Source organism: Massilia sp. SYSU DXS3249, from assembly GCF_053668055.1.
Map to the genome: position 1 here is coordinate 376259 of NZ_JBSIPX010000003.1, position 20315 is coordinate 396573.

The window sequence follows — 20315 nt, forward strand, 5'->3', positions numbered from 1 at the left end:
CTGCGCCCGCGCAAAGGCTGTGCGGACGCACGTTAGTGTATCCGATGGGAAAGTTTATGAGAGCACGGATGGCAGGTCCGGCAGGAAGGTATGGCGCCAAAATGCAAAAAGCATGCGGCGAGCGCATGCTTTTCGAGGGTAGAACCCAAGGGCGGGGCCCGGCAGGATCAGTCGCCGTACAGCTTTTGCTTCAGTTCGCGGCGCTGCTGGGCTTCCAGGGACAGCGTGGCGGTCGGGCGCGCGATCAGGCGTGGAATGCCGATCGGCTCACCCGTTTCTTCGCACCAGCCGTAGTCGCCGGCTTCGATCGACGCCAGCGATTGCTGCACTTTTTTCAGCAGCTTGCGCTCGCGGTCGCGGGTACGCAGTTCGAGGGCGTGCTCTTCCTCGATGGTCGCACGGTCGGCCGGGTCGGGAACGAGGACGGTCTCGCGCAGGTGTTCCGTGGTCTCGCCGGCGTTTTTCAGCAGTTCCTTCTCGAGCTGCTGCAGGCGGTCTTTGAAGAACGCGAGCTGGGCCGGGTTCATGTAGTCCTCTTCGCCCATCGCCCGAATTTCTTCTTCCGTCAAAAGTCGGGTTTCGGCCGCGGCGGCATTCGGTTTCGTTGTTTTAGTCATGACTTCACTTACCTTCGATACGACAGAGGTTTTCATTTTATCAGCTAGCTCAGCCGTAACACCCTTGCTCAAGGGTGCGCGCCTGCGCTGCTGCCATGACGGCGTGCCTGCCGTCTTCGCTGCCCGGCTTCGGCAGCGGTCCATCGCCAGTACCGGTTACATCCCTCAGGCCACGACCGGTACTGTTAAACCGGGATAGTTTATACCAAACATTGTTCCAATCCGCGGATAAATACGTCTTTCGGTAAATTTTTACCAATAAAAACCATTTTGCTGCCACGCGCTTCGCCGGCTTCCCACTTTGCGCCGAGGTCGCTGCCCATGATTTGATGCACGCCCTGGAACACGACCTTGCGGTCGGCGCCTTGCATCGACAGCACGCCCTTGTAGCGCAGCATGCTGGGGCCGAAGACTTGCACCATGCTGCCGAGGAACTGGTCGAGGCGTTCCGGATCGAACGCGCGTTCGCTCTTGAACACAAAGGCGGCGATGTCGTCGCTGTGGTGGGCGTGATGGTGGTCGACACCGTGGCCGCAAGCTTCGCTGTGGACGTGGCCATGCTCTTCGCAGGCAGCGTGATCGTGATCGTGGTCGTGGCCGTGCTCGTCGGCGCGCAGGAAATCGGGGTCGAGTTCGAGCTTGTCGTTGAGGTTGAATCCACGCAGGTCGAGGACTTCGGCCAGCGGCGCGCGGCCGAAGTCGGAGGTCGAGATCGGGGCGCGCGGGTTGATGCGTGCAAGACGTGTTTTGAGGGCGTCGAGGGCGGCGGCGTCGACCAGGTCCAGCTTCGAGAGCAGGATTTTGTCGGCAAAACCGACCTGGCGCTGGGCTTCCTCGTGGCGGTCGAGCTGGTCCATCGCATGGCGGGCGTCGACCACGGTCACCACGGCGTCGAGCATGTAGTGAGCACCTACTTCTTCGTCGACGAAGAAGGTCTGGGCCACCGGGCCCGGATTGGCGAGGCCCGTCGTCTCGATGACGACGCGGTCGAAGGCGATCTCGCCCGCTTCGCGCTTTTGCGCCAGGTTCGTCAGCGCCACGATCAGGTCGCCGCGCACGGTGCAGCAGATGCAGCCATTGTTCATCTCGACGATCTGCTCGCGGCTGTCCTGGACCAGGATCTCGTTGTCGATATTTTCCTGGCCAAATTCGTTCTCGATGACGGCAATGCGCAGGCCGTGCTCCTCGCGCAGGATGCGGTTGAGGAGGGTGGTCTTGCCGGCGCCGAGGAAGCCGGTCAGGATGGTGGTCGGGATCGGCAGTGCAGCGGGCTGCACTGCGGGCTGCACGGCGGGAGACGGAGAAGAAGACATGGGTTCGCGTTCGGTTCGGCCTGGTAGGGCAAGGGGAATCGGAAGATTATGCCGTAATTTGCAATCTGCCACCATCAACCGTACCGGCTTTTGCGCCAGCTCAGGCGAGCGTTTGCTTACTTCGCTTTCGCTCGCGGATGAGCTCGGTCATACACGGCCGCCAAATGCTGGAAGTCGAGCGCCGTATAGACCTGGGTCGAGGTGATGCTGGCGTGGCCCAGCAGTTCCTGCACGGCGCGCAGGTCGCCCGAGGATTGCAGCAGGTGCGAGGCGAAGGAGTGGCGCAGCACGTGCGGGTGCACGTGGGTGGCCGAGCCGGCCCGGATCGCGTGCTGCTTCAGGCGCTGCTGGACGACGCGCGGCGTGATGCGCGCGCCGCGTGCCGACAGGAACAGGGCGGCGCTGCCGTCGCGTGCCGGCGGGCGCACCGCCAGCCAGGCCGCGAGCGCTTCGCGCGCCGGGCCGCCGACCGGAACGCGGCGCATCTTGCCTCCCTTACCGGTCACCACGACTTCACCGGCCGCCGCATCGAACCAGCCGAGCGAGGCGGCGCCGTCCGCGCTGTCTTTCTCGCTGCGGTAGGCCAGGTCGAGCCCGGCCAGCTCGGACACCCGCAGTCCGCTCGAATACAGCAGTTCGAACATGGCGAGGTTGCACAGTTCGGCAGGTTCGGGGTGGCCATGGCGGTTCGCTTCCAGCAGCTGGACCGCGGCGTCCACGGGCAGGGCTTTAGGTAGGGTTTTCGGGCGGCGCGGGGCGCGCACGCCTTCGACGGGATTGGCCGGCAGCGCTATTCTCTGCGACAGCCAGGCATAGAAGCCGCGCCAGCCGGAGAGTTTGCGCGCGATCGTGCGCGGTTCCTGGCCGCCGGCGTGCAGGCGCGCGGCGAAACGGCGCATGTCGGCATGGGTCAGCGCCGGCCAGTCGTCGTGGCCGGCAAGCTCGGCAAGTTCGGACAGGTCGCGCCGGTAGGCTGCGACCGTGTGCTTCGACAATTGGCGCTGCGTGGCCAGTTCGCTCAGGTAGCGCCCGGCCCAGTCCTCGCGCGCCGTCTCCATCTTGCTTATCCGCGCAGGTGGGCCAGGGCGGCACTGGCGCTCTGGCCGAGCTGGACCAGGAAATCGGTCGCCATCGCCGGGCTGAAACGCGCGTCGTCGGGAGAGCCGAGCACGAGCAGGCCAAAGGTCTGGCCGTCGCTAATCAGCGGCAGCAGGACGGTCGAGCGTACGCTGTCGGCATCGTCGAGCCAGCGCACCGCCTCGAAATCCTTGTTCGGGCCGCAGTAGGGCGCGCGCAGGCCCGCTGCGAACAGGCGCGCATCCTCGGTCACCCCGACGGCGAAGGGGGCGTCCGCATATTCGGGTGCGACGTTCCACAGGCGCAGCGCAGCCTGCGGCACGCCGAAGTGTTCCACCAGGGCGGCGACCAGGTCGTCCGCCATGGCAGCGCCGCCGCTGGACGCCAGCAGCGCCAGGTGCCAGGCATGGAAGCGCTCGAGGAGAGCGGTATTCTCGGCCGCCACCCGCATCAGGTCCGCCATGCGCAGCTCGAGCGCGTTGTACTTGGCGCGCATGACTTCCATCTGGCGCTCCTGCAGCGACACCGCTTTCCCCGTCAACGGGCTCGACAGCTTGACCTCGCCCAGCAGGTCGGCGTGTTCTTCAAAAAACTGCGGATTGTCCGCCAGGAATTGGGCAACGGTGGCGGAGTCGAGGGTGGCGATCATGGGAGTAGCTTGCAAGGAATTGGGTGAGCGCAATTCTACCTGAGAGGGGAGGCGTGCCGGATAGAAAAAGGGCGCCCGCAGGCGCCCTTTCCGTATTGCTGGTGCTGAATGTCGCTTGGAAGCGGCAGCTTAGAAGCGGTGACGCACGCCGATCTGGACTGCGCGGCCGTCTTCGCCCGGTGCGCGGGTGAAGCCGCCCGGCGAACCGGAGATGCCTGGCGAGTACTGGGCTTCGTTGTCGTTGCGGATGACCGAACCGGCGATATACAGGTCGGTGCGCTTCGACAGGAAGTGGTCGTAGGCCAGCGCGTACATGTTGGCATCGCTGTTCGACGCGGTCAGGTCGTTCTGGTGCGCAGCCGAGGCCATGATGCGGCCGCTGCCGAGCTTGTAGTGCAGGCCGATCTGGTAGCTGCTGGCATCCTGGAAGGTGTTGTTGCGCATGATGCCTTCGAAGGTCGCGCGGGCAGCGCCACGGATCGGTGCAGGCGCGGCAGCCAGTGCCGGCGCGATGCGCGCATCCCATGCCGCCAGGTAGTCGGCGATCAGGGCCGAGTTCTGGTTGCGCTGGTCGTGGAAGCCGGCGAAGAACTTGAACTGGTTCAGGGTGTACGAACCGCCGATGGTACGGGTGCGCAGGCTGTGGAAGCCGCGCTGGTCGAAGCCCTGGTTGTAGCCGATGCCGATGTCGAAGCCGTTGGCTTTATAGGTCAACGCGCCGCCCTGGAACTTGCTGTAGCGGCCGAGGTAGCCCGAACCCTGCTTGCCGTACATCACCGAGCCGCCGAAGCCCGACGGATGCGCGATGCGGTACTGGACCGATTCCTGCGAGCGGATGTCCGCGCCCAGTGCGGTGAAGCCGGCGGTACCGCCGGTGACGTGGCCCCAGGTGCCGACCATGCCCGATTCGAATGCATCGGCGGCGGCGAAGACTTCATAGCCAGGGGTGTACATGCGGCCCAGCAGCACGGCGCCGACCGGGGTGATCAGGCCGACCATCGCGGTACGGTCGAACAGTGCGCGTTCCTGGTTGACGGCCGGTGCGCCCGGGGTGTACAGCGCTGCGCGCAGGCCTGGGGCGATCAATGGGCTGAACGCGTTCAGTGCATTCAGGCCGCGCTCCAGGTACAGGCCGCGGTTGTCGTTGATCAGGGTTGGCTGCTGGGTACCGGTGTCGAGTTCGACACGGGCTTCCAGGTTGAAGATCGCCTTGAAGCCGTTGCCGATGTCTTCGGTGCCCTTGAAGCCGATACGCGAGCCGTCGGCGCCACCGCTGACGATCTTGGTCGGGCCGCCTTTTTGCCACAGCACGCCGGCGTCGGCGATGCCGTAGATCTGGACACTGGTCTCGGCTGCAGCCGGGATTGCGAAGCAGGCGCCGACCAGGCCGGCGATCAAACATTTGTTCATTGCATCTCCACTATTGTTAATCTTGGATGAGGTTCATTCCGTTTTGCCAATATGCCATTGACGCATGGCACTGTATACATGGCAAGCAGGACTGTTGCGATCAACGTTGCATAAAAACAACGAGGTGGCATTAGAAGAGGCAGGTACCGGCAACGGTTCCTGCCTCTTCGGTTTTCATTCGAGTGAAAGGGCAGGAACCGGCGACGGTTCCTGCCCTTTCATGTTTTCACTTGGGCTTGCGGGCTTGCGCCCGGCTCAGCTTAGAACGAGTGGTTCACGCCCAGGTCGTAGTAGTTGACGCTGTTTTGCGCTTTCTTGCGCGATGCGTCGATGTACAGGTAGGTGCGCTTCGACAGGCTGTACTCGTAGCCCAGCGACATTTGCTTGGTCTTGACCTGGCCGTCCGGGTCTTTCTGGCCGTAGCCAGCGAGCACCTTGCCTGGGCCCAGGGCGTAGTTTGCGCCCAGCACCCATGCCTTGGTCTTCGGGTTCACGAACACGGTGTTTTCCTGGTCCTGGCGGGTTGCGGTACCCATCAGCTTCAGGTCAGGGGTGACCATGAACGAGGCGCCGACCGACATTACCTTGGTTTCGATCGCGTTGCGCTCGTAACCGAGCATCAGGGCGGCAGGACCGTTGTTGTAGGTTGCCGAGACCGAGAACGGGTTGGCGCTGGCTTCTGCGCCAACCGGGTATTGCGGAGCTGCCGCGGTGCCGCGGCCGATCAGCGTACCGCCATTGCCTTCCTTGGTGGCGATGGCTGCGTTCAGCTGGAAGCCGCTGACGACCGGGCTGTTGTACCAGAAGGCATTGGCCCAGCGGTTGTTGCCGGTGCCGGCCGGGTCGAGCGGCTGCGAGTTGTAGCCGGCGACGGTCAGGTCAGTGTAGAAGCCGCCCTGGTTCGGCACGGCATGCCACGGATCGAAGGCGCCGATGGTTTCCTGGTACGGGGTCAGGCCGCGACCGATACGCACCATACCGAAGTCACCCTGCAGGCCGACGCGGCTCTGGCCCTGGAACAGTGGACGGTTGGTGCGCTCGAGGGTGCCGGTGTCCGGCTCGTAGCGGATTTCCAGGTGGAACAGGGCTTTCAGGCCGTTGCCAAGGTCTTCAGTACCTTTGAAACCCAGGGTATTCGACGCGCGCTTGCCGATGCTCAGGGTCTGGCCGGTCTGCTTTTGAACGCCTGCGTCCACGGTGCCGTAGATCTGAACGGCGGTCTGGGCATGGGCGGCGCCGGCGAATGCGCCGAAAAGAGCGACTGCCATCAACGATGTTTTCATTTATTTGTTTCCTTAGAAGATGAATCGGAATCCAAAGAGCATTGAGACTTTATTTGCTGAACACTCGGATGAGTGAACCTTAATTGCTTAATGCATCAGGGATGCCGGATTTGTTAATTATGACGGCGCGAGTTGGTGGAAAGCCAATTTAACCAATCGTGCTGTTGTATTTTTGAAACGCAGAGTTCGCTCTGCCGCGCCCCGCAACCGTGCCCGATGCACGGCTGTGTACCGGGTTCCGCACTAATCGGGTGCGCTTGTTCGATATCAATCATCGGTTTGTTCGGGACATGAGGGGGCAGGGGCTGGCTTAGACTTTTTCCTGAACCGATGGGTGTGGGCGCTATCCGGGATCTTCTTGTATATTGGCAACTTTTTTCCGCGACGGCCGTCTCGTTGTGGCATCCCGCCGACCCGCCCACGCCACGCCTCCCACTCATTTAACAAAGACCGACCGATGGCAAATCGTGAAGAACTGGCGATCATCCGCGGCGCCCGCAGTGGCCGCGCCGAGGCGCAGCTCGAGCTCGGCAAGCGCTATCTGTTCGGCAGCGCCGGCCTGCCGCGCAGCCTGCCTACCGCGCTGCACTGGCTCGACCGGGCCGCGCGTCAGGGCTGCGATGAGTCCTGCGAGCTGATCGGCAGCCACATCCCGTTCGACCTGGCCCGCACCCACCCGACGCCCCTGGCGCCCTGGTACGAACGCGCCTACGACAACGGCAACGTGCGCGCCGGCATGGTGCTGGCCCAGTTGCTGCTCGAAGACGGCGGCGCCGGCCCCGGCGTTTCCCGCTCCAAGGCCGTGCATGCTCTCGAGGACGCGGCGCGTGCAGGCTTCGCGGAAGCGCAGTGGCTGCTGGCGCGCCGTCCCGAGATCGCGGCGGCCGCTGCCGCGGCGCCGGCCCGGGCCAACACCACTACCGCAGGTGGCGCCGCCGGTCCTGGCGGCGCTGCTGCAACGGCCGCCCGGCCGGTCGAGCGTCGCATGGCCGGCTCGGCGCCGGCGCTGGCGCCGGGAGGGCAGCCCTGGATGCGCCGCGCAGCCGACAATGGCCTGGCCGAGGCGCAGTTCGCCGTGCTCGAGCAAAGCTGGGCAAGCGGTGCCTGGGTGGATTACCTCGAGCGCGCGCTGCCGCTGGCGCGTACGCTGGTGCAGGCGGCGGGCAGCAAGCGCGGGCAGCGTCTGGCGCCCGGCGAGGTCGCCTTGCTGTCGCGTACCGCGCGTCTGCTCGCCAGGGGAGAGGGCGGGGACCGCGGCGTCAGCGGCGAAGAGCTGCACACGTTCTGGGAACTGGCCGGGAGCGAACACGACCGGCATGCGCAACTGGCCATGGGCCTCTGGTATGCGCGCATGGAGGTCGACGGCACGCGCATCACCGGCGGCACCGGCGCGGCCAATTTCAAAAAAGCGATCCGCTGGCTGCTGATGGCCGGCGAACAGGGCCTGGCGGCGGCCTGGTACGCACTGTCGCGCATCTATTTAAAACCCGAGTTCTCGCAACGCAATGTCGCGGACGCCCAGCGCTACCTCGAGCGTGCGGCGGAAATGGGTTACGAGGCCGCCCAGCTCGAATGCGGCAGCAATGCCTGGCGTGCCCGCCGCGAAAACGAGAGCAATGACGTACGGGCGGTGTTCTGGCTGCAGCAGGCGGCTGCCCAGGGCAATGCCGAGGCGCTGGCGGCCCTGCACAAGATCGCGCCGCGTCCTGCGGACGAAGCCCATCTCGAAACGGGCGCATTGCTGGCCTGCATGGGCGACCTGTCCGCCTATCCCTTGCTGGCGGCGCGCCTCGAACTGGCCGCCCTGTTCGGCCTCACGCGCGCCGAAACCCTGCTGCTCGATGTGCCGGCGGCAGACCAGGGGCACTGCCTGGTGATCGATATCCGCGCCAGCTACGGGCGCAGCAAGCGCCGCTTGGTCATGGTCGATACGGCGCAGGAGAGACAGTCGCTCGACCGCATCGTACACCTGTTCGAGGGTGTCGATTGTGGCCCGGGTGGGCCGGAAGGCAATTACCGCCAGCGCCTGTATCGCTTGCGCACGCTGATTGCCGCGGCCACGCAAGCCGGCGAACACGAAGCGAAGGACACGATGCCGGTGCCGGCCAGCCCCCAGCGCCCCGGCTCCTCGTACGGAATTGCCGCCTGAGGGCGGCCGCTTGACCGGCAACGGAAGAGGCCAACCGGCCAGGATTGAGCCGGCCTAGTTGCCAGGGGCGTAACGCGCCCTGGCGAGGCCCAAGTCGCAGCCGAATCCTTACAGTTCGATTTCTCCCTCGAACACGGTAACGGCCGGGCCGCTCAGGTACACCGGTTCGCCTTCACCGGCCCAGGCGATCGACAGTTCTCCGCCGCGCGCCGATACCCGGACTGGCGAATCGAGCAGGCCGCGCCGGATGCCGGCCACGACCGCCGCGCAGGCGCCGGTGCCGCACGCCAGGGTCTCCCCGGCGCCGCGCTCGTACACGCGCAGTTTTATATGATGGCGCTCGACCACCTGCATGAAACCGGCATTCACGCGCTTCGGGAAACGCAGGTGGTGTTCGATCTGCGGCCCCAGCTCGGCGACCGGCGCGGTATCGGCGTCGTCCACGACCTGCACGGCATGCGGGTTGCCCATCGAAACGGTCGACACGAGGACGGTCGTTTCCAGCACGCCCTGGTGCACCATCAGCGGCCACACGATATCGCGCCCTTCGGCCTGGCCTTCCAGGCCTTCGGCGTCGAAGGGCACGGCGGCCGGTTCCAGCACCGGCGCGCCCATGTCGACCGTCACGCTGCCGTCCTCCTCGAGCCGCGGCGCGATGATGCCCGACATCGTCTGCACCCGGATGCTGCGCTCGCCGCTCAGGCCCTTGTCGCTGACGAAACGGGCAAAGGCGCGCGCGCCGTTGCCGCACTGCTCGACTTCGCCGCCGTCGCTATTAAATATGCGGTAGCGGAAGTCGCAGCCGGGCACCGTCGGGCGTTCCACGACCAGGATTTGGTCGGCGCCGACGCCGAAGCGGCGGTCGGCCAGGCGGCGCCATTGCTCGGGGCTGAAATCGACGGTCTGGCTGATGGCGTCGAGCACAACGAAATCGTTGCCCGCGCCCTGCATCTTGGTGAACTTGAGTTTCATCGTGTGAGGTGCCTGTTATTCGTACAGCGCTTATTTAATACAGCGACGGTTCGCCCGGCGGGCGCGTCTTGAATCGTTTATGGGTCCAGAAGTATTCGGCCGGCGCTTCGCGCACCCGCTCTTCGATGAAGGCGTTCATGCGGCGCGTGGCCGCGATCATGTCGTCACCCGGATAGTTTTCCCAGGCCGGATAGAAGCGCACGCGCCAGCCCTGGTAGTTCGGCATGAAGGTCGCCACTACCGGAATCACCTTGGCGCCGGTGGTGGCGGCGATCCGGCCCAGCGCGGTCAGGGTGGCGGCGGGGACGCCGAAGAAGGGCACGAATTCGGCGTCCTTTTCTCCGAAATCCATGTCCGGCAGCATGAAATAGGGGAGGCCGTCGCGCAGCGCGCGCAGGATCGGCTTGATGCCTTCCTTGCGCGTCACCAGGCGTACCGGGCCGTAGCGTTCGCGGCCATGGCGCAGCAGCTTGTCGAAGGCGGCGTTCTTTTGCGGCACGTACATGCTGCACACCGGGATCACGCGGGAGGCGACGCCGGCCACGTCCAGGCAGACGAAATGGGGACACAACAGGATGGTCGGGCCGGCTTCCATCGCCGCCTGCGGCACCGCCCCGTCCACATGGATCAGGCTGCGCACGCGTGCTTCCGGCGCCCACCACAGGATCGAGCGCTCGAAAATGCTGCGCGAATAGCCGCGGAAGTGTTCACGGGCGATGCGGCGCCGCTCCTGCTCGGACAGCTCCGGCATGCACAGGCGCAAATTGGTCAATGCGATATGGCGCCGCTTGCCCAGCACCAGGAACAGCAGGCTGCCGACGGCCTCGCCGAAACGCCCGAGCACGGGCAGTGGCAGCCAGTGCAGCAGCCACAGGAATGCGATCAGGACCCTCATGCCACGGCCTCGGCTTCCGGCGCGGCAACCCCATCGGGTTTTTTATAGCGGTTATAGCTCCAGAAATACTGGGCGGGGCAGCGCGCGATGAGTTCTTCCATCGCACGGTTGATGCTCGCTGCCTGCTCGGCCGGCGTGCCCGACAAATCTCCCTCGAAGGGCACGAAGCGCACCGTGTAGCCGCGTCCCTGCGGCAGGCGCTCGGCGTACACCAGCAGGATGTCGGCGCGTCCCAGCTGGGCGAGTTTCGCCGGCAGCGTCATCGTGTAGGCGCTGCGGCCGAAGAAGGGCGCCCAGACGCCTTCTCCTTCCTGCGGCACCTGGTCCGGCAGCAGGCCGATCGGCTGGCCACTTTTGAGGGTCTTGGCGAGGATGCGCACACCCGACAGGTTGGCCGGCGCCAGGTGCAGGTTGTGGCGCGCCCGGGCGCCTTCGACCAGCGGCTTTAGCGCGCTTTTCTTCGGCGGGCGGTACATGACGGTCAGCGCCGTGTGCAGCGCGATTTGCTGCGCGGTCATTTCGAAACAGCCCAGGTGTGGCGTCAAAAAGACAATGCCGCGGCCGGCATCGAGCACGCGCTGGACCACCTCCCAGTTCTCGACGCTGGCATGGCGTGCGACGCGCTCGGGCTTGCCGCACCAGACAAACGCCAGCTCGACGATCGCCTTGCCGGCCTCGGCGACGGCCGCGCGCCGATGCTGGCTGAAGCCGGCCTGCGCCAGGTTGGCGTCGAGGCGGCGGCGGTAGGAAGGGGAGAGCAGGTAGACCAGCCAGCCCAGCGCGGCGCCCAGCCCGTGGAGCATGCGCAGGGGAAAAACGGATAAGACTCTGAATAAAATAACTAGCATTCGATTGATCAGGGTTGAGGAGGAAGCGGCCCCCTCCGCGAAAAATTTCTCAAAGGAGCGTAAAATACCACTTTATGCAGGATCCGCCGAGTTAATAGACAACTTGCGAAGCGGAATATAAATGTCGCTAAAGCGTCGCAGGCACGGGTTGCTGCGGCAGTTTTTGAACAGTAACTGGAGCCTCCATGTCCAACGATTATCTCTTTACTTCCGAATCCGTCTCGGAAGGCCACCCCGACAAAGTCGCCGACCAGATCTCGGACGCGATCCTCGACGCCATCCTCGAGCAGGACCCGCGTGCCCGCGTTGCCGCTGAAACGCTGTGCAACACCGGCCTGGTCGTGCTGGCCGGCGAGATCACCACGCACGCCAACGTCGATTATATCGGCGTCGCGCGCAACACCATCAAACGCATCGGTTACGACAACACCGACTTCGGCATCGACTACAAGGGTTGCGCCGTCATGGTCTGCTACGACAGGCAGTCGCCGGACATCGCCCAGGGCGTCGACGAAGGCGCCGGCCTCGACCTCGACCAGGGCGCCGGCGACCAGGGCCTGATGTTCGGCTACGCCTGCGACGAGACCGCCGAGCTGATGCCGGCCGCCATCCACTACGCACATCGCCTGGTCGAACGCCAGTCGCAGCTGCGCAAGGACGGCCGCCTGGCGTGGCTGCGCCCGGACGCGAAGAGCCAGGTCACGCTGCGCTATGTCGACGGCCGCCCGGTCTCGGTCGACACCGTCGTGCTCTCGACTCAGCACCATCCGGACGTGTCGCACTCGCAGATCGAGGAAGCGGTGATCGAGGAAATCATCAAGCCGGTGCTGCCGCGCGAATGGCTGCAGGACACGAAATACCTGGTCAACCCGACCGGCCGCTTCGTCATCGGCGGCCCGCAGGGCGACTGCGGCCTGACCGGCCGCAAGATCATCGTCGACACCTACGGCGGCGCAGCCCCGCACGGCGGCGGCGCGTTCTCGGGCAAGGATCCGTCGAAGGTCGACCGCTCGGCCGCCTACGCGGCACGCTATGTGGCGAAAAACATCGTCGCCGCCGGCCTGGCGCGCCAGTGCCAGGTGCAGGTGAGCTACGCGATCGGCGTGGCACGCCCAATCAACATCACCGTCTATACCGAAGGCACCGGCGTCATCCCTGACGAGAAGATCGCCCAGCTGGTGATGGAACACTTCGACCTGCGCCCGAAAGGCATCGTGCAGATGCTCGACCTGCTGCGCCCGATCTACACCAAGTCGGCCGCCTACGGCCACTTCGGCCGCGAAGAGCCGGAGTTCACCTGGGAGCGCACCGACAAGGCGGCGCTGCTGCGCGCGGAAGCGGGCCTGGCGTAAGCAATAAAGCGGGCATCGATCCGAACAGGTCGATGCCCGCTTTTCGTAGGGTGGGCTCTCGAGCCCACGCGGTATCCCACGGATGAGCACCTGCGGCTGTTCAATTGTTGCGACCGCACAAATTCTCCCTAGCCGCCTGGCCGGCCCGCGACACCCCCGCCCAGTCGTGCTAAACTACCCCGTTCCGAGGAGCGTTGCGACGAAAAGATTCCTTTTCGCCAGGCTCGGATATCCAGCAACTGCGCTCACGTTACTTTTTTCAATTGAAAGGAGGGCGTGATGAGCGCCGTACTGAAAGAAACCCAAGACTTCCTCGTTGCCGACATCTCCCTGGCCTCCTGGGGCGAGAAGGAAATCCGCATCGCCGAAACCGAGATGCCGGGCCTGATGGCAATCCGCGAAGAATATGCCGCATCGCAGCCCCTGAAGGGCGCGCGCATTGCCGGTTCGCTGCACATGACCATCCAGACCGCCGTGCTGATCCGCACGCTGGAAGCGCTCGGCGCGCAGGTGCGCTGGGCCTCGTGCAACATCTACTCGACCCAGGACCACGCTGCCGCCGCCATCGCCGCCGTCGGCACGCCGGTGTTCGCGATCAAGGGCGAGACCCTGGACGAATACTGGGAATACACCCACCGCATCTTCGAATGGCCGGGCGACAACCACGCCAACATGATCCTCGACGACGGCGGCGACGCCACGCTGCTGCTGCACCTGGGCAAGCGCGCCGAAACCGACATCTCGGTGCTGGCGAACCCGGGTTCGGAAGAAGAAATCTGCCTGTTCAACGCCATCAAAGGCCGCCTGGCCCGCGATCCGCAGTGGTACTCGAAGCGCCTGCCGGCCATCCTCGGCGTGACCGAAGAGACCACCACCGGCGTGCACCGCCTGTACCAGATGCACCAGGAAGGCAAGCTGGCCTTCCCGGCAATCAACGTCAACGACTCCGTCACCAAGTCGAAGTTCGACAACCTGTACGGCTGCCGCGAATCGCTGGTCGACGGCATCAAGCGCGCCACCGACGTCATGATCGCCGGCAAGATCGCCGTCATCGCCGGTTACGGTGACGTGGGCAAAGGCTCGGCCCAGGCCATGCGTGCCCTGTCGGCGCAAGTCTGGGTCACCGAAATCGACCCGATCTGCGCACTGCAGGCGGCGATGGAAGGTTACCGCGTCGTGACCATGGATTACGCCGCCGAGCATGGCGACATTTTTGTTACCTGCACGGGCAACTATCACATCCTGACCGAACAGCACATGCTGCGCATGAAGGACCAGGCGATCGTCTGCAACATCGGTCACTTCGACAACGAAATCGATGTCGCCGCGCTCAAGAAATACGAGTGGGAAAACATCAAGCCGCAGGTCGACCACGTCATCTTCCCGGATGGCAAGCGCATCATCCTGCTGGCCGAAGGCCGCCTGGTGAACCTGGGCTGCGGCACGGGCCACCCGTCGTACGTGATGAGCTCCTCGTTCGCGAACCAGACCATCGCCCAGATCGAGTTGTTCGCCAACACGGCCAACTACCCGGTCGGCGTCTACACGCTGCCGAAGCACCTCGACGAGAAGGTTGCGCGCCTGCAGCTGAAGAAGCTCAACGCCCAGCTGACCGAGCTGACCGACGAGCAGGCCGCCTATATTTCGGTGAAGAAGGAAGGCCCGTACAAGCCTGACCACTACCGTTATTGATCGCTGAGCGCTCAGTGTTCTAAGCAGCAAGCGGCCCCCGTGGCCGTGCAAGTCCCGGACTCGGTGCGGGTCCGGGACCTCCCATACGCTTGTCCCACAACAAGAAACGCACCACGAAAGCCGACCATGCGCCTGCTCCTGACCTGGCTGATCAACGCTGTCGCGTTGATGGCACTGCCTTACCTGATGCACTCCGTCTCCGTCACCAACGTCGGCACCGCCCTGATCGCGGCCCTCGTGCTGGGCCTGGTCAATACGCTGATCCGGCCCCTGCTGGTATTGTTGACTTTGCCTGTCACGGTGCTGTCGATGGGGCTCTTTATTTTGGTCATCAATGCCGTCCTGTTCTGGCTGGTGTCGACCATGATCGAGGGCTTCGAGGTGGCGGGATTCTGGTCCGCCTTCCTGGCGGCGATCCTGTACAGCGTCATTTCGTGGGCGCTTTCAACCTTGCTCCTGAAAAAAGATGGAAACCCCTAATTTCAGCATCGAGTTTTTCCCGCCCAAGACACCCGAGGGCGCGGACAAACTGCGCGTTACGCGCCGCAAGCTGGCCGAACTGAATCCGAAGTATTTCTCGGTGACCTTCGGCGCCGGCGGCTCCACCCAGCAGGGCACGCTCGACACGGTGCTCGACATCATGGCCGACGGCCACCTGGCCGCCCCCCACCTGTCGTGCATCGGCGCCACGCGCGAATCGATCCGCACCCTCCTGCAGCAATTCCAGCAGAAGGGCATCCGCCGCCTGGTGGCGCTGCGCGGCGACTTGCCGAGCGGCTACGGCGGCGCCGGCGAACTGCGCTATGCCAGCGAGCTGGTCGAGTTCATCCGCGCCGAGACCGGCGACTGGTTCCATATCGAAGTGGCGGCCTATCCGGAGATGCACCCGCAGGCCAGGTCTCCCCAGGACGACCTGCTGAACTTCGAGCGCAAGGTCAAGGCCGGCGCCAACGGCGCCATCACCCAGTATTTCTACAATGCCGACGCCTATTTCCAGTTCGTCGACAATGCACAAAAACTGGGCATCGACGCGCCGATCGTGGCCGGCATCATGCCGATTACGAACTACACGCAGCTGATGCGTTTTTCCGACATGTGCGGCGCCGAAATCCCGCGCTGGGTGCGCCTGAAACTGGCCAGCTTCGGCGACGACAGCGCCTCCATCAAGGCCTTCGGGCTGGATGTGGTCACCAAGCTGTGCGAACGCCTGCTCGCGGGGGGCGCCCCGGGCCTGCACTTCTACAGCATGAACCAGGCGGTCGCGACGACGGCGATCTGGCAGCACCTGACGGGCAAATAAGCCTTCCGTTCGGCAGGCCAACCCTGCATGACGAGATCCCGGCAGCGCGCAAGCGCCTGCCGGGATTTTTTTTCGCTGCCGCGGCCCGGGAAGCTGCCCGGCAAGGGCAGCGCACACCTCACTCCACGGCTGTCTCTTCGGTGACGATGATGTCGAGCGGCAGGTCGTGTACATCGGCCTCGAACTGCGCCGCCTGGCAGGCATAGGCGATGCCCAGCGTGGCCGGTTTGACGCCGCCGGCCAGCGTGCGGTCATAGAAGCCGCCGCCATAGCCGAGGCGGTAGCCGTGTTCGTTGAAACCCAGGCAGGGCACGAGCAAGGCGGGCGGCCGCGCCACCGTGCGCAGCTGCGCCGGCACCGCGATGCCCATCGGATCGGTGAGCATCGGTTCGCCCGGCGTCCACTCGGCAAAGGCCAGCGGCGCATGGCGCTCGACCACCACCGGCAGCGCCAGCGCGGCGCCCTCATGCGCCAGCGCGCGATAGGTCTCTTGCAGGTCCGGCTCGCCGCTCAGGGGCCAGTACACGGCCAGCAGGGGCGGGCGGGTGCGGCGCCACCAGGCCAGTACCTGGTCTCCGATGCGGCGGTCGCGTTCCGGCTTGCCGGCATCGTCAAGGCCGGCGCGTTGCGCCTTCAGGTGCTTGCGCAGGACGGACTTGGCGACGGCAGCCGCTTGCGCCGTGGCGCCCAGGCTACTCTGTTGCGTTTCCACATCGCCTGATGCCGGCGCCTGTGCGGGCTTGCCGCATGCCACGTTTGCCTGTGCGATGCTGGGCACAGAGACTGCGCCGGAGGCAGGCGCCGAGTTTCCGTCACGCGCCACGCCAGAGTCCTCTTGTGGCGGCACAATTGATGCGCATGGTATTCTTGATTTGCCGGTCATGATTCGAGTGAAGGGTAGAAAAGCTGTGTTGTTGCTTCCATGGAAATTGATAGCCGGCGCGATCTTCGCCGCTGCTGGTGCTTCCGTCCTGGCCCAGCCCCCCGCGGCAACCGTGCCGCCCGTGCCGGGTGCCACGACCGTCCCTGCTGCGCCGGGCGCCGCACCGGCCAACGACGCGACGCGCGCCGAGGACGAGACCTTCTTGCTGCTGCGCGAAGCGTCTCGCCAGAACGACGCCGCCCGCGCCAATGCGCTGGCCTCGCGCTTGCCCAACTATGTCCTGCCTGCCTACGTGGACTATTATCGTCTCAAACCGCGGCTGCGCGAGACACCGTACGAGGAAATCCGTACCGTGCTGCGGCGCCACGAAGGCAGCGCCATCGCAGAACAGTTGCGCATCGAGTGGCTGCAGGAACTCGGCCGCCAGCGCGACTGGGTCAATTTTGAACGCGAACTCGCTTTCGCCACCCGCAGCGACAACTTGCAAGTGCGCTGCTATGCGCTCCTGATGCGCGCCGCGCGCGGCGAGCGGGTGGCGCTCGAGGCACGGCCGCTGCTGGCCAATCCGCCTGCTTATGGCGAAGCCTGCGCGGCCCTGATGGCGCAGCTGGTCCAGTCGAACCAGCTCGGCCAGGACGAGTTGCTGACGCAACTGCGGCTGGCGGGAGAAATGGGCGCCACCGGCCCGTCGCGCCGCATCGCCCAGCTGCTGGGGGCGTCCGACACGCGGGCCGCGCAGGCGGTCGACGCACCGGCCGTGGCGATGGCGCGCGGCATCGGCGACACACGCGCCGAGCACGAAATCTACCTGGTGGCGCTGGGCCGCATGGCGCGCACTAGCCTTAAACTGGCGACCATCGCGCTGAATAAGAACAGCGACAAGCTCACGCACGAGGAACGCGCGATCGGCTGGGCCAACGTGGCCCTGGCCGCTTCCATCGTGCTGGCGCCGGAAGCCCACGACTACTGGAAGCGGGCCGAGGGCGCACCCTTGACCAACTTCCAGCGCGAATGGAAAACCCGCATGGCGCTTCGCCGCGGCGACTGGAAAACGGTGGCCGCCACCATCGAATCGATGCCGGCTCCGCTGCGCGACGAATCCGGCTGGGTCTACTGGCTGGGCCGCGCCCAGGCGGCCGAGGGCCGGCGCCTCCAGGCCGAAGCCCTGTTCCGCCGCGTCGCCACCCAGAACAATTTTTATGGCCAGCTGGCGATGGAAGAACTGGGCGAACTGGTGAGCATTCCGCCGAGCGCTGCGCCGCCGCTGCCGGCCGAAGTCGAGGCCGTGGCGGCGCTCCCCGCAATGCGCCAGGCCATGAAATTCTATGCGCTGCGCCTGCGGGCCGAGGGCAACCGCGAATGGAACTGGGCGCTGCGTTCGCTCTCCGAGCGGCAACTGCTGGCCGCCGCCGAGTACGCACGGCGCAACGATCTGCTCGACCGCATGGTCGAAACCTCGCTGCGCACCCGCACCGAGCTCGACTTCAACCAGCGTTTCCCCGCGCCGCACAACGACATCCTGCAGCCGACCGCGAAAAACCTCTCGCTCGACACGGCCTGGGTGTATGGCCTGATCCGCCAGGAATCGCGTTTCATCACCGATGCCCGTTCCGGCGTCGGCGCCTCCGGGTTGATGCAGGTGATGCCGGCCACCGGCAAGTGGGTGGCGGGCAAGATCGGCCTGACGGATTTCGTGCACGACATGCTCAACGACCTGCGCACCAACATCACCCTCGGCGCCAACTACATGAACATGGTGCTGGAGAATAACGGCGGCTCGCAGGTGCTGGCCACCGCCGCCTACAACGCCGGCCCGGCGCGCTCGCGCACCTGGCGCGGCCTGCTCGAGACCCCGATGGAGGGCGCCGTCTTCGTCGAATCGATTCCGTTTACGGAGACCCGAACCTACGTGCGCAACGTGATGTCCAACGCGACGAACTACGCGGCCCTGTTCGAACGGCGTCCGCAGTCGCTCAAGGCGCGGCTCGGAACGATCACGCCACGGACCGGCGCTTCCGGGTTGCCGTAACCGGACCACATCGAGCTGAAGAGGACCCCATGCGCAGCCCCCAGGTAGTGGTATTTGGCGGTTCCGGTTTCATCGGCAGCCACCTGGTGGCGCTGCTGGCGGAGGAAAACATTCCGACGCTGGTGCCGACGCGCCACGCCGACCGTGTCCGCCACCTGACTACGCTGCCGGGCGTGGACGTGGTCGAGGCCAACATCCACGACGGCACCGCCCTGCGCGAGCTGCTGGCCGGGCGCACGGCGGCGATCAACCTGGTCGGCATCCTGCACGGCGGCCGCGCCCGGCCCTACGGCGCCGAATTCAGGCGCGCCCACGTCGACCTGCCGCGCCGCATCGTCGACGCCTGCGCCGCCGTCGGCGTGCCGCGCTACCTGCATATGAGCGCGCTCGGCGCGAACCCGCGCGGCCCGTCGATGTATGCGCGCTCGAAGGGCGACGGCGAACTGGCCGCGCGCAGCCAGCCGGACGTCGCCGCCACCATCTTCCGGCCCTCGGTCGTGTTCGGGCCGGGCGACCATTTTCTGACGATGTTCGCCAAGCTGCAGCGCCACTTGCCCGTGGTACCGCTGGCCGGCGCCACCGCCAGATTCCAGCCGGTGTACGTGGGCGACGTCGCCAGCGCTTACCTGCAGGCCCTGCGCGACCCGCATGCCGCCGGCCAGGTCGTCCAGCTGGGCGGGCCGCACATCTATACCTTGGCCGAGCTGGTGCGCCTGGCCGGGCGCTATGCCGGCTGCGAGCGGCACATCATTGCGCTGCCGGCGACTGTGGCGCGGCTGCAGGCCAGCCTGTTCGAACTGCTGCCGGGCGAGCCCATCCTCTCGCGCGACAACCTCGACTCGATGACGGTGGATAATGTGCTCGATTCGGCAACGCCGGGCTTGACAGCACAGGCGCTGGGAATCAAGCTCACTGCGCTTGAGGCGGTGGCGCCGCATTACCTCGCGCCCGGGGAACCGCTCGACCGCTTACGTACCCGCGCAGGGCGTTAGCGCACCTGACAAGTCCAGCATGGCGGCGTTGCAGCGTCTCGCCGTACCGGCGTATTGTCGTCGACGCTGCGCCTCGTGGAGGCGTTGTCAGGCGCCGCCCGTAACCGGAACCAACCACTCACCAGGACCAACATGCAGACTACGGAACTCGACCCGGCCCTCTCGAACGCACTGAACCAGGCGCGCGAACCCGGCCTTACCCTCGTCATCGGCAACAAGAACATCTCGTCCTGGTCGATGCGGCCCTGGGTGGCGGCGGTCGCGTTCAACATCCCTTTCACCGAGGTGCGCCTGCTGCTCGACCAGCCCGACACGGCCGCGAAGATCGCGCAGTATTCGCACGCAGGCCGCGTTCCGGTGCTGCTGGCCGGCGAGATGACGATCTGGGACAGCCTCGCCATCTGCGAATACCTGGCCGAGCAGTTCCCCGACAAGCACATGTGGCCGCAGGACGTGGCGGCGCGCGCGCTGGCGCGCTCGATCACGGCCGAGATGCACTCCGGCTTCGCCGCGCTGCGCAACGACATGTCGATGAACATCCAGGCGCGCCTGCCGGGCCGCGGCCGCACGCCGGGCGCCCAGGCCGACATCGGCCGCATCTGCGAGATCTGGGAAGATTGCCTGTCGCGCTACGGCCACCGCGGTTTCCTGTTCGGCGACTTCTCGATCGCCGACGCCTTCTACGCACCGGTGGTGATGCGCTTCATGACCTATGGCGTGACGCTGGCGCCGGCACTGCAGGCCTACTGCGACCGCATGCTGGCGCATCCTGCCGTGGCGCGCTGGGTGGCCGAGGCGATGGCGGAGACCGATCCGACCCCGCTGCACGACGCCGATTTGCCCGCTGTGTAAGC

General features: G+C 65.6%; 18 protein-coding genes and 1 riboswitch. Of the genes, 8 read left to right on the top strand and 10 right to left on the bottom strand.

What is annotated here, in order from left to right; all coding sequences use genetic code 11:
- Positions 1 to 167: 167 nt before the first annotated feature.
- From dksA to ACWCIA_RS06015, 6 genes are all read right to left on the bottom strand, one after another.
- Entirely contained in the window at positions 168 to 617 is a 450-nt protein-coding gene (gene dksA, locus ACWCIA_RS05990) for an RNA polymerase-binding protein DksA (RefSeq protein ID WP_454161677.1), read from the bottom strand.
- A gap of 200 nt (positions 618 to 817) precedes the next feature.
- On the bottom strand, positions 818 to 1930 hold the full coding sequence (locus ACWCIA_RS05995) for a CobW family GTP-binding protein (RefSeq protein ID WP_454161678.1): 1113 nt from the start codon (positions 1928 to 1930) through the stop codon (positions 818 to 820).
- A 116-nt stretch (positions 1931 to 2046) separates the two neighbouring features.
- Positions 2047 to 2988 carry a tyrosine recombinase XerC gene (locus tag ACWCIA_RS06000; protein WP_454161679.1) on the bottom strand — a complete coding sequence of 314 codons (942 nt, stop codon included), beginning with the start codon at positions 2986 to 2988 and terminating at the stop codon, positions 2047 to 2049.
- A gap of 5 nt (positions 2989 to 2993) precedes the next feature.
- Positions 2994 to 3656, bottom strand: a complete 663-nt coding sequence (locus ACWCIA_RS06005) for a DUF484 family protein (protein ID WP_454161680.1) — start codon at positions 3654 to 3656, stop codon at positions 2994 to 2996.
- Positions 3657 to 3785: 129 nt separating this feature from the next.
- Positions 3786 to 5066 carry a porin gene (locus ACWCIA_RS06010; RefSeq protein WP_454161681.1) on the bottom strand — a complete coding sequence of 427 codons (1281 nt, stop codon included), beginning with the start codon at positions 5064 to 5066 and terminating at the stop codon, positions 3786 to 3788.
- A gap of 260 nt (positions 5067 to 5326) precedes the next feature.
- Entirely contained in the window at positions 5327 to 6349 is a 1023-nt protein-coding gene (locus tag ACWCIA_RS06015) for a porin (RefSeq protein ID WP_454161682.1), read from the bottom strand.
- A gap of 457 nt (positions 6350 to 6806) precedes the next feature.
- On the opposite strand from ACWCIA_RS06015, the gene ACWCIA_RS06020 reads away from it, so the two are divergent.
- A complete protein-coding gene (locus ACWCIA_RS06020; RefSeq protein ID WP_454161683.1) occupies positions 6807 to 8498 on the top strand; it encodes a tetratricopeptide repeat protein in 1692 nt (563 codons plus the stop codon).
- Between the two features lie 108 nt (positions 8499 to 8606).
- Here ACWCIA_RS06020 and dapF read toward each other — a convergent pair whose 3' ends face one another.
- Genes dapF through ACWCIA_RS06035 form a run of 3 tightly spaced genes read right to left on the bottom strand, consistent with a single transcriptional unit; the run spans position 8607 to position 11213 of the window.
- On the bottom strand, positions 8607 to 9470 hold the full coding sequence (gene dapF, locus ACWCIA_RS06025; protein ID WP_454161684.1) for a diaminopimelate epimerase: 864 nt from the start codon (positions 9468 to 9470) through the stop codon (positions 8607 to 8609).
- 34 nt (positions 9471 to 9504) lie between these two features.
- The gene (locus tag ACWCIA_RS06030; protein ID WP_454161685.1) at positions 9505 to 10365 is read right to left on the bottom strand and encodes an LpxL/LpxP family acyltransferase; all 861 of its coding nucleotides are present in this window, start codon (positions 10363 to 10365) and stop codon (positions 9505 to 9507) included.
- On the bottom strand, positions 10362 to 11213 hold the full coding sequence (locus ACWCIA_RS06035) for a lysophospholipid acyltransferase family protein (RefSeq protein WP_454161686.1): 852 nt from the start codon (positions 11211 to 11213) through the stop codon (positions 10362 to 10364). Before ACWCIA_RS06035 ends, ACWCIA_RS06030 begins: the two co-directional genes overlap by 4 nt.
- Before the next feature lie 185 nt (positions 11214 to 11398).
- Between ACWCIA_RS06035 and metK the strand changes: the two genes are divergently transcribed.
- The 4 genes from metK to metF all read left to right on the top strand — a co-directional run bounded on the left by metK (position 11399) and on the right by metF (position 15557).
- Positions 11399 to 12565: a methionine adenosyltransferase gene (gene metK / locus ACWCIA_RS06040; protein WP_454161687.1), complete on the top strand. Its 1167-nt coding sequence runs from the start codon at positions 11399 to 11401 to the stop codon at positions 12563 to 12565.
- Between the two features lie 180 nt (positions 12566 to 12745).
- Positions 12746 to 12819, top strand: a riboswitch (S-adenosyl-L-homocysteine riboswitch).
- A gap of 25 nt (positions 12820 to 12844) precedes the next feature.
- Positions 12845 to 14257 carry an adenosylhomocysteinase gene (ahcY, locus tag ACWCIA_RS06045; protein ID WP_454161688.1) on the top strand — a complete coding sequence of 471 codons (1413 nt, stop codon included), beginning with the start codon at positions 12845 to 12847 and terminating at the stop codon, positions 14255 to 14257.
- Between the two features lie 126 nt (positions 14258 to 14383).
- On the top strand, positions 14384 to 14737 hold the full coding sequence (locus tag ACWCIA_RS06050; RefSeq protein WP_454161689.1) for a phage holin family protein: 354 nt from the start codon (positions 14384 to 14386) through the stop codon (positions 14735 to 14737).
- Positions 14724 to 15557 (top strand): methylenetetrahydrofolate reductase [NAD(P)H], encoded by an 834-nt coding sequence (gene metF / locus ACWCIA_RS06055; protein ID WP_454161690.1) that lies wholly within the window; start codon positions 14724 to 14726, stop codon positions 15555 to 15557. The genes ACWCIA_RS06050 and metF overlap by 14 nt, the downstream gene beginning before the upstream one ends.
- Before the next feature lie 118 nt (positions 15558 to 15675).
- On the opposite strand, the gene ACWCIA_RS06060 is transcribed toward metF, so the two are convergent.
- Positions 15676 to 16269 carry a 5-formyltetrahydrofolate cyclo-ligase gene (locus ACWCIA_RS06060; protein ID WP_454161691.1) on the bottom strand — a complete coding sequence of 198 codons (594 nt, stop codon included), beginning with the start codon at positions 16267 to 16269 and terminating at the stop codon, positions 15676 to 15678.
- Between the two features lie 169 nt (positions 16270 to 16438).
- Between ACWCIA_RS06060 and ACWCIA_RS06065 the strand changes: the two genes are divergently transcribed.
- From ACWCIA_RS06065 to ACWCIA_RS06075, 3 genes are all read left to right on the top strand, one after another.
- Positions 16439 to 18469: a transglycosylase SLT domain-containing protein gene (locus tag ACWCIA_RS06065; RefSeq protein ID WP_454161692.1), complete on the top strand. Its 2031-nt coding sequence runs from the start codon at positions 16439 to 16441 to the stop codon at positions 18467 to 18469.
- Between the two features lie 29 nt (positions 18470 to 18498).
- On the top strand, positions 18499 to 19461 hold the full coding sequence (locus ACWCIA_RS06070) for a complex I NDUFA9 subunit family protein (protein WP_454161693.1): 963 nt from the start codon (positions 18499 to 18501) through the stop codon (positions 19459 to 19461).
- A gap of 132 nt (positions 19462 to 19593) precedes the next feature.
- Entirely contained in the window at positions 19594 to 20313 is a 720-nt protein-coding gene (locus tag ACWCIA_RS06075; RefSeq protein WP_454161694.1) for a glutathione S-transferase family protein, read from the top strand.
- Positions 20314 to 20315 lie beyond the last annotated feature (2 nt).